This window comes from Psychrobacter sp. UBA3962, assembly GCF_002385225.1.
Taxonomy (GTDB): domain Bacteria; phylum Pseudomonadota; class Gammaproteobacteria; order Pseudomonadales; family Moraxellaceae; genus Psychrobacter.
The window spans coordinates 1-10,286 of the sequence record NZ_DGDC01000021.1 but is presented as its reverse complement, the minus strand read 5'-3'; the positions used below and the strand labels follow the sequence as shown (position 1 = coordinate 10,286).

Annotated in this window: 8 protein-coding genes; all 8 read right to left on the bottom strand. The window is 38.1% G+C overall.

Annotated features, from left to right (window positions below):
• Nucleotides 1-252 (bottom strand): hypothetical protein (locus B3S92_RS05650; protein WP_296203656.1); only part of this gene is annotated, 252 nt, incomplete at its 3' end.
• 56 nt (nucleotides 253-308) lie between these two features.
• Entirely contained in the window at nucleotides 309-1,397 is a 1,089-nt protein-coding gene (locus B3S92_RS05645; protein ID WP_296203654.1) for a helix-turn-helix transcriptional regulator, read from the bottom strand.
• Nucleotides 1,398-1,439: 42 nt separating this feature from the next.
• Nucleotides 1,440-2,288: a PP2C family protein-serine/threonine phosphatase gene (locus B3S92_RS05640; RefSeq protein WP_296203652.1), complete on the bottom strand. Its 849-nt coding sequence runs from the start codon at nucleotides 2,286-2,288 to the stop codon at nucleotides 1,440-1,442.
• Nucleotides 2,289-2,485: 197 nt separating this feature from the next.
• Nucleotides 2,486-3,625 carry a M14 family metallopeptidase gene (locus B3S92_RS05635; protein ID WP_296203649.1) on the bottom strand — a complete coding sequence of 380 codons (1,140 nt, stop codon included), beginning with the start codon at nucleotides 3,623-3,625 and terminating at the stop codon, nucleotides 2,486-2,488.
• 177 nt (nucleotides 3,626-3,802) lie between these two features.
• A complete protein-coding gene (locus B3S92_RS05630) occupies nucleotides 3,803-5,824 on the bottom strand; it encodes an ATP-binding response regulator (RefSeq protein WP_296203646.1) in 2,022 nt (673 codons plus the stop codon).
• Between the two features lie 191 nt (nucleotides 5,825-6,015).
• Nucleotides 6,016-6,660 (bottom strand): response regulator, encoded by a 645-nt coding sequence (locus B3S92_RS05625; RefSeq protein WP_296203644.1) that lies wholly within the window; start codon nucleotides 6,658-6,660, stop codon nucleotides 6,016-6,018.
• Between the two features lie 388 nt (nucleotides 6,661-7,048).
• A complete protein-coding gene (locus B3S92_RS05620) occupies nucleotides 7,049-9,772 on the bottom strand; it encodes an Ig-like domain-containing protein (RefSeq protein ID WP_296203642.1) in 2,724 nt (907 codons plus the stop codon).
• 285 nt (nucleotides 9,773-10,057) lie between these two features.
• A partial coding sequence (locus tag B3S92_RS05615) for a type I secretion C-terminal target domain-containing protein (RefSeq protein WP_296203639.1) occupies nucleotides 10,058-10,286 on the bottom strand: 229 nt, incomplete at its 5' end.

Here is a 10,286-nt window from a genome sequence, read left to right as displayed (position 1 = left end):
TTTTTCGGGGTGATTACCGACGGTATTTAATGTCTCTAAGCAATTCTTATTGCTATGAGTCAGTATACCTATCAGACTCACACACCCTGTTTTATCTTTTAGATCTAAAAGTGACTCTTTACTCCACTTATCATCAATAATAATGCAAGCAAAAGCGCATGGCGTATTATCAATTTCATCTGGCCTGTATAACTTAGCTCTGATATAGCCCTGCTCTTGTATATTACTTACATAGTCCTTATCGCTAATCATAATTTAGTCCTTATATTATATTTCTTTTTTAATTTTTATCTGATTAAGCTAGCGCTTTATTCTTGATAAAGCTCTATGGCGCTCCGCAACCTACCCAAAACTGCCATCCTTAACTCAACAGGAGATTCGACCACAGCCAGTTGCGACATACTCACTAGCCAATCCTCTAAACGCTTTGTATTTGCAACCGTTGCCGTCACTCTATTCCAATTATCATTAATAACCTTAATTTGTTGATTGTCTGATAAAGGACACTCGAACAAATGCTGGCAAGCGTATCTTTGCACCTTAAGCACCAACTCAATCTCATTGTTAGTAGTTGGCTCTAACTTACCTATTTTATTTAGGTTGTTCAGCGTAAACGTATCTCGATAAACCCAGTCTGGTATTGGCTTATTAAGCACAGTCGCTTCTTTTATTCGATTAACAGCGAAATTGCGATGAGATTTGAGCAGTACGTCATCATCAATATGATCCTCAACAGGATTAAAACCTGTGAGGTACATCATATTTTCAATAAATACCAACCCTTTAGGGTAAAGCGTTCTTTGCTTCGGCTTTTGCTGCCATTTATTTTGATAAACAATTTGTAGTTGGCTTTTATTAAGTAAAGCCAGATGGATGCTTGCCAATACCTCTTTATTAATTGTGGGTGCCTGCACTACACTTGGTAGCGTTATTAGATTGTCTTGCCACTGCCCTAGCGGACTTTGAACAAAACGATTTCTATCATGCCGGCGAATATGTACTAATTTATTAGTAATCGTTTTCTGAAAAGATAGGGGCAAATAGTGAGCTGTATAATTGCTAAGCATCTCCCAAAAGAATATTGATTCCTCATTAACAACATCTATAGTAAATTCAGGCTCTATATAAAACCTTGCGGCTTGCCCACTAATATTTTGCTCCCATGCAGGAATCCGAACCAAGGCTTGGCTAGAAAAAATATCTGTAAATACTTGGTTTAGGCTATGTAGATCGTTCTCTAAATTCTTACGCTCATTTGCAAAACTATCAGGATTATCTCCATAAACTGTCATCAACTCAGTAAGTGAGACAGCTTGTTCTTTATTTCGAGGCAGGCATTGATATAAGGCAAATAATCGCTCAGACTTTTTATAATTTGCTATAGGGTGGGTTAGCATTTGATACTCGCTTTATACAGTTGTCAGACCTAATGAGATTATTTATTTAAAAAGAACTACAATTGCTGTGCCATTGTCATAAGCATTACCTTTGGATTGATAAACCTGCCTTTTTAACCCAAGCAACCACTGCTGAAGGTCAGTATTATCATCAATCAACTCCCAATGGTCACTAGGGACCAAGTCATGTATGCCATCGGTACAGATAAGTAAGCTATCTCCTGAGTAAATATCAATCGTATCCACTTCACTTTTTGGCGCTTCACTATTAAACCCATCATTAGTCGATAAGCTGAAACACTCAGTTATGCTATATAGCATGCTAGCCATACCCGTCTTGTTATAGTCTGATACACTTGCTTGCTCATCTTTGGCTTGCATTTGCTCGTCAACCAAATCATTGAGCAGGTTTTGATCTCGGGTTAAGCAATGCCAATGCGATGACCCTTTTGAAAGTCTATACACGCGGCTATCACCGACATGAGTTATTCGTGCTTTTACCGACTCTTGCCGCCTATTTATTGTGACCTCAAGCATTGCAAGTGTTGCTGATGCACCATACCGTTTTACATGATGCTTGGTTTGAGTAATTAACTGATGAATCTTAGATGCAGTTAATGACTGTTGATTTATTACTAAGGTTTTAATAGCTTTAACGACGGCTTTGGAGCAATGCTGCGAATAATTAGAACTAGCAACGCCATCAGATACGGCTAGACACATTGGTAAATGAGTTGCCACAACATCAGTGACACCTATCCTTTCTTGATAATAGTTATCTATAAAAAATAACGCGTCCTGCTGACGCTTGTTACTAGCATTACCTTGAAAGGTTATAGCGCAAGCTTTTGCTATAGGACTATTTATTTGTTCTATCTTAGTAGAAGTCATTCTATGTCTCTTCTCGTTGCTTGATATTAATACTATAACCTACAACCTAGAAAAATATCTTCTAGGTTTAAGTAAAACCAATTACAGTTTATACAAATAGTCTATAAATTCTTTGTCTTAAGCTCATTAAACACAAAAACCCTCCAAGCTAAGCTTGAAAGGCTTTAACATTTACAACTAAAAAAACAGTTCAGCTATTAACGCAGCTCATCCACAACAGCAAGCATAGCCACAAGTGAGGCCTCGCCAAACTTAATTGAACGCTCAGGCGACCAACCTGTGTCTTTATTAGGTAAATTAACGTTATCTTTAAATGGCATCTCAAGAGTATTAGCTAGACAGTCATAACGCTCAGCAACAGCATTGGTTGCCACTGTCATGTTAGCTTGACCTGGAGCATCAATCTCATAACCAAACTCTGTTTGGAAGTCTGCACTAGCTAGAAGCAATGCCTCTGCAAACTTTTCACGCAAGGTAGCCAAACGCTCACTGTAACTTGGCGTACCTTGCGATCCTGCCAAGAACACATAGGGCAATGCTTCATCACCGTGTACGTCATAGAATAAATCTACACCAGTCTCATCCATCTTTTTCATAACGTGGAATACCTCAGGGCTTTTGTCCAAGCTCGGGCTTTCCCACTCACGGTTTAAGTTAGTACCCACAGCATTGGTACGTAGGTGTCCTCGTGCACTGCCATCAGGATTCATATTTGGCACAATGTATAAGTTCGCTTTTTCAAGTAAACGCTTACCTGTAGGATTAGCCTCATCTAGTAAACTATATAACAGGCCTTCAATTAGCCATTCGGCCATTGTTTCGCCTGGATGCTGGCGGGCTATAATCCAAATATTGGGCTTAGCCGTATCTGAGCTATTCTCCTCATCACTAACTTTAACCAAGGTCAAATCACGTTTGTCTAAAGTTTTGCCTAAATGCTCTAGTGTCACCAGAGGATGTACTTGAACCGCTGCTAATAAGTCTTGATGACGCTCATAGCTATACGGCGCAAAGTAGGCAATTTGAATAGTATCGCATTCTAACTCGACCTCGATACTCAACTTACCGTCTTTATAAGTAGTGGGTAAACGGAACCAATAATCACGGTCGTAAGAAGCAACCGCTTGGTAGTCATTCCAACCTTCAACGTAAGAGGCCTCGCCAGCATTGACGATATTTAGCACATACTGCTCACCTACTTCAGCGCTCAAGCGAAAGTTAAACCACTGAAAAAACTCATCTCCGAAGTCGGGACGAATTTTCAATTGGATGTCTTGTTTGTCTTCTAAACTTATAACTTCGATATTACCGGCATCAAAGTTAGCGGAGATGTGCATAATATTTCCTTAATAGTTTTTATATCTAAAAGTAGAGTTTTTATCAGCCGATAAAATATAGGTATTGAGTTTGGGTTAGATCGACAATACACTAATAGCAGACTAAGATTAAGATTAAGATTAAAAAAAGACATTATATCTAACTATAAGCCATCGCGATATTCAGGTTAACAAAAGCTAGACTGACAGCATTGACACAAGCTCTTTTAACTTATTTCTTAAAGATAAGGGCGTTATAGGTTTATGCAATAAAGCCACTTCTAAATTTTTAGCAATTTTTAAAATTTTAGGGTTGGTATCCCCAGTTAAAATTAGGCACTGTAGTGAAGAGTCAGTTCCCATTAAAGCAGCCATACTTTTAATGACTGTTAACACCTCCACGCCAGTACAAAGTTCTGCCAACTGATAGTCAGTAATAACTAACTGCGGGGTATGTAATCGATATTGTTTTGCGGCTTCCTGTACATTATGAGCACCTAATACCTTATACCCCCAAGACTCTAATAACAATTTCATAGAGACCAACACCGTATCATCATCCTCTACTACTAAGATACTGACTTTGGAAATTTTATTAGTCTTAAATGACTCATCTACTTTATCGGCTTCTTCATTAAATTTGCATGTCGGCACATCGATATAAAATTGAGAGCCTCGATTAAACACAGACTTAACATGTATAGGAGTATCTAATAATTTGGCCAAACCTTTAGCAATAGACAATCCCAAACCTAAACCTTGATTGGTTTGGTTATTACGCTCCAGTTGATGGAAAGAATCAAAGACCCCTTCTAACTCTTCTTCTTTAATGCCTGATCCGGTGTCCCAAACAGCAATTCGACAAAGACGTGTATCAGATTTATTTGTCTGGTTTTGTTCAGCTACGTAACGCACCCCTATTAACACTCCGCCCTTAGCGGTATAACGTAGCGCATTACTCAGAAAATTCCTTAAAATCAAAGACAACATCGAAGGGTCGGTTGCTACGCATAGGTTAGTCTTTTTATAGTGTAAACTTATTCCCTTAAGTGCAGCTTCAGCGCTAAACTCATCGACTAAGTGCTGTAAAATGGCATCTAAATCTGTTGCAACGATATTAGGTATCATTTCTCCTGATTCTAAATGCGAGTAATCTAGAATGCTATTTAACATATCGCTACTAGATTGACTCGCATTTTTTGCATACTCAACAATACTTCGCTGTTTATCGTCTAATTTCGTCCTAGATAAAGTTTCAATAAATAAGTTTAAGGCATGTGCTGGCTGGCGTAGGTCGTGACTAGCCGCTGCCAAAAATTGAGTCTTTGCAGCACTGACTCGCTGTAGCTGTTTCGACTTGCTTTCAAGCCGTGAAACCAACTGAGTATTTTCAAGATAGATTTCAATGGTCCTAATCGAGTTAAGCCAATGATTTTTGGCAAAATAACAATGTGTTAAGACAAAGACTATTACCACTAGAGAAAGAACTATCAATTGATAGTCGTTGATATAGAAGAATATAGTAGACCAAGTTAGTAAACTGGGGATTGCAAAAGCATTTAACACCTGTCGAAAAATGCCAATACTAGACATTGCAGCACTGATAATTGTAAAGTTCAAACCTATTAAAACGAACAAAGACACCGATAGGTCGATATCGGTACTTAAAACCTTTGCTACTGCTATGGCCCATAAGCAGCCTAACAACATCATACAAGTAAATAGAACTCTATAAGCGGTATAACTTGCTAGGTAATCAGCTTGATGATTAGTCTCTGGTCTGAAGTATAAATTATTAGCGCCTAACGTCTCTCCAATGGGTGATAACGAATGACCATTTTGCATTTCATCAATGACTTTATCTATGTCTTTCCAACTGCGATAACACAGATAAAGTGCCAAGCTATGATAAATAATCCATATATAAAATAAACTAGGTTCAATTACTAACGAACCAAAGACCGAATTTTTTAAAATAATATAAAAAGCCAAACCAAAAATATTGGCTGAGAGTAAAGAGATAAGTAAAATAAAAAAAATCTTTTTAAGATAACTATGTGTAATTTTCGTTGAATCAGCTAGGGCTTTTTTCCAAAGATACCAACATATAATGATGGTAAAGCTATGATAAATAACCCAGGTAAAGTGAATGGGGCTATAAAGAAGCTTCGTAGGTAGCGCAAACACCATCATCACAAGAAAAATAAAACCAGTAATCAATATGCCCCCTAAGAAGTAAGGCAGCACTTGATTCACATGGCGTACTTGCTTAGACAAAATAGCTTCAGCTGTTTTTTGATTAGCAATTAAATGACTTAACCCTCCAATATCATCTAGCAGTATCATACTTGCTCCGAGATTGTTATCAAATGAGGGGATAAACCATCACACCAGTCAAGACCTTATGAGTACTAATCAAAATTGGATAGATATCCAGCCCGTTGTGCCTCTATAATAATTTGAGTACGATTATGTACATCAAAATGCGACATGAGCGTTGCAATGTGATTGCGTACAGTGTGCTCGCTAATAAATAGCTGATCTGCTATTTCCTTATTACTTATGCCCTGAGCAAGCAAAGCTAGCACTTCTAACAGCCTATTGCTTAACATAGGCTTAGGCTTATTTATAGCGGAGCACTCTTCTCCATTTCCATTATTGAAAATTTTTTTTAGGCTTCTTTTTTTTAGTAGCGACTGAACTGTTTTAATGATGACTTCAGGGGCTGAGTTTTTATTTAAAAAACAGCTAGCTCCAGACTCTAAAGCGGTATTAATATTGTCATGATAATTAGAAGCAGAAAGAAGCATAATCCTGGACTTGGGCCAATGCTTTTGAATAATTGACATACCCTCAAGACCATTGATACCTGGCAAACAAATATCGAGCAGAACTACGTCTATGTTTGTACTGACTAAGCTTAAATCACTAATTTTTTCTATTTCTATAATATTGGCATCTGTTTCTGGCTCTAGTATGAGGCGAAGTCCTACCCTAAATAGTTCATGATCATCTATTAGTAAGATGTTTTTCTTATGCAAAGTATTATTCATCATAGTTTTTCACTATTAGCGAAGTATAAAAGAATTACAACCTGAGCTTTAAAGCATATTGTTAAATTATTATTATCAATTACCTTCCTACTCCTATTTACATTAACATAATTTATTAGTTGCTATAGGTAGTTTTGACTAAATTATAAAATCAACTTATCTTTTTATTTATCTCATATTTATTTAATAAAAACTTAACAATATTCACTCTTTAAATTCACGTAGTTACTTATCTATTTTTATTGTTATCTGCTGTTTTTACCTATACCTAAAAAAGTACAGCTAATAAAAAAGCCACATGTTCTTTAAGTCTGTGGCTTTTTAACTTTGTGCATTCAAGGCTTGGCTAAGGAACTATGATTCTAATAGCCAAGAATAAAATAGTTGCTGATTAAATAACCATAACCCCTTGTTCAATATAGACATCATTTAGCGCGCTCACAGCGTTTGAATGTTGATACACGTCATAACTCACGCCAGCAATAACTTCGCTGTTGACCAGTGACCAATCACCCCCAGTCACATCATCCATTTTCGCTTTAGAAGTATCATCACTACTCCAGTTAGTTGAGCCTAAGTCGACCTTACTTAGATCATTACCATTAATAAATAATGCCGATTCACGGTCAGTATCTTGCAATATATCCTCAAACCGGACATCTAAAACATTTTGGCCGTTTAGCTCAACCCTCTCGATACCCGTCAAATTCTCTGTCGTTGCATTGGTAATATGTCTATTGCCGTCTACCAAACGGCTATCTAAACTATAATCTAATATTAGGGTGTCTGTACCTGAGCCTCCAGCGATAAGACCTGATAAATCTGAACCACAGACCGTAATGATATCGTCACCCATACCTAAATCTATACTTGAATCTCCTTTGACGCTATTTACAACGCTCATGACATCGCTGCCACCTCCAAGATTCACTGAAGCATGATTTAAAGTTGACCCTTCAACAGCTAAAGTATCTTCCCCGTCACCGGTAATAATGGTTGAATGATCTTCTATATGCCTTGCTACGTTAATAATATTGTCACCATCACCTAAATCAATAACCGCATAATCTTCAACATCTTCACCGACTGTTAAGGTATCACTGCCTTCATGAGTAGTTAATCGGCTATGACCATCAACATCATCACCCGTAGTAATAATATTATTGCCGGCTCCTAAGTCAATATCGGCACGACCATCAATTTTATGACCTACCACAAGCGTATCCACACCAGCGCTTGCTGTGATATGCGTTGCCCCTAAAATATTTTTGCCGAAGCTTAGCGAGTTGTCACCTTCACCGAGATGGATTTCGCTGTGATTGACCATAGATTTAGCCACCTCGATGACATCATTACCATTACCCACTTTGATAGTAGAGTGGTCTTCGACATAACTGGCAATAGTGATTGAGTTATTGCCATCTCCTAAATCAATTGATGAAGAGTCTTCTGTATCATCGCCAATGACTAGAGTGTCGACTCCACTACCGGTAATAATCTTAGACTGACCGTCTAAATCATCTCCAATATCGATATTATTAGTACCCTCACCTAAATTAACTTCACTAGTGCCTTCAACGAAGGTACCAATGCTAACATTGTCATTTGCATCACCACCAAAGACATGACCAAAATCATTTGCACCAGCATTTCCAAGATTATGGGTAATCGTCAGATAGTTAGTATGCTCAGCACTATCTACTGATGCTGCTGCTTGCTCATCTAAAGCAAATTCAACACGACCTGCGCCTAAATCAATGACACCACCGTCATCCATTTCACCATACACTGTCACCTCGTCATTACCACGTCCCATAAAGATACGACCACCGTCTATACCCCACCCTGTGACCTTACCTTCGCCATTACCACCGATTACCACAGTGTCGTTACATTCTTCAGTATAGATATAGCTTCGAGCTTCAAGATTAGTTTGGGCCAAACTCAATACCGCATCCATTTCACCTTGAACATAATAAGTATCGTTCCCGCTACCTAATTTGGCAGACGTATAAGCATTTTGATCCTCACGAATATGTACTAAATCATGACCACCATAGGTCTCCAAGCTCCATAATGCATTCCCATCTCCATGATCTCTTTCAAAATCACCATCCCAAGGAGATTTAACTAAATTATCATCATTGTCTAGTCCGCTATAACCGATATAGATAGCATCGTTCAAATCGCTAGTAGCATAATTTATATCATCGCCATACTTCCCACCAGTTTTGCCACGCTGATCTGATGGACCTTCTGTCGCAGTAAGATTAGCACCTAGATGCCATAAAAATACTGGATCCGCATCAATACCAGGATCTTCACAAGGGTCAATTTCGGTTAGATTTAGTACCGCAGAATCGGTACTGGTGGTTGAAGCGTTTTCATACTGATCAATGATAATAGTGTCCACTATGATTTCTGAACCATCAGTGGGGCCAGTAACGTCCGTAAACGAGCCAGTGTAACCATTTGCAATAATCTCTTCGGTAACCATTATCTCTATGACATTATCGGTGACCACCCCATTCTCAGTATAGGTGGTGGTGATTTGCAGCGTATTGCCCACAGTCGCATCTGCATCTACTGTTACCACATAATCTACTGTGTCTTGAAGCTCTGAGTTTTCGATAACCCCATCATCGTCAATATCTTCGGTAATGACAACATTGGGAGCAGCTCGCGGCTCAAGTTGTACATCGTAACTGTGCTCTATTTCACCGTTATAAGTATTCTCGGTTGAATCAACTGCAAAAGCTGCTACCGATACCGAGTTATCAGCTACTAAATCACTGCCCGATACAGCTACTGAATAAGCGTTATTTGAATCCAACTTGGCTTCATATTCATTGTCGTTTATGGTCACTGTAACCGAAATAAGCTCTCCATAATTACCAGCCACTGTTCCGGTTAACACTACCTCCTGGCTGGCTTCAACGATATTAATAACATTGTCTCCTGTAATACTATCAACCGAGACGGCCAGCACATAACTTGGGTCTATCGCTAGTATTTGTGGTTGAATAGCAGCGACAACTACTTCTGCATTATTATTTATGTTTTTATTATTAATATTAAATACGTCTGATATTATTTTTTGATTTATATTATTCATTATAAATAAGCCCTGTATGTTTTTATTGTTTAGTAAATTAAATGGCGCTTAATTACTATAGGCCTAGCAGGTACTAGTGTTTATAGTACAAATATACTAATTACGCTCATCTTTAACCTCATGGCTTCAGATTGACTTAATGAAAATAAAAAAAAGCCAGAGTATTAATACTCTGGCTTTATACTGTCTGGCTTTATTCGTGCCAAGTTTTCTTACTACATTACAGGACAGAAGCTTGGCTAGTTAGACAAACGTTAGCTAGTAATGGTTAGTCCTCTCTAGTTCCTAAATAATATGATTATCTACCAAGTTATTAAAGTCACCTGCGTAGTTATCAATTTGAATATTTAGATCACTTTGAGCGGCATTGTATCCTCCACTAAAGTTGCCATCTACACTCACACTTAGCACTTCGGTCACTGCATCCCAATTTAGATAATCTGCAAGGTTAGCGGCATCGCCTATGGTTTCACCTTGTAGTAAATCGCTTAGATTGTAAGCATCCGACCAACCC

What these genes read in the sequence shown, in the direction of transcription:
- B3S92_RS05620 (WP_296203642.1), bottom strand. Translation starts at nt 9,772, where the DNA reads ATGAATAATATAAATCAAAAAATAATATCAGACGTATTTAATATTAAT.
- B3S92_RS05625 (WP_296203644.1), bottom strand. Translation starts at nt 6,660, where the DNA reads ATGATGAATAATACTTTGCATAAGAAAAACATCTTACTAATAGATGAT.
- B3S92_RS05645 (WP_296203654.1), bottom strand. Translation starts at nt 1,397, where the DNA reads ATGCTAACCCACCCTATAGCAAATTATAAAAAGTCTGAGCGATTATTT.
- B3S92_RS05635 (WP_296203649.1), bottom strand. Translation starts at nt 3,625, where the DNA reads ATGCACATCTCCGCTAACTTTGATGCCGGTAATATCGAAGTTATAAGT.
- B3S92_RS05640 (WP_296203652.1), bottom strand. Translation starts at nt 2,288, where the DNA reads ATGACTTCTACTAAGATAGAACAAATAAATAGTCCTATAGCAAAAGCT.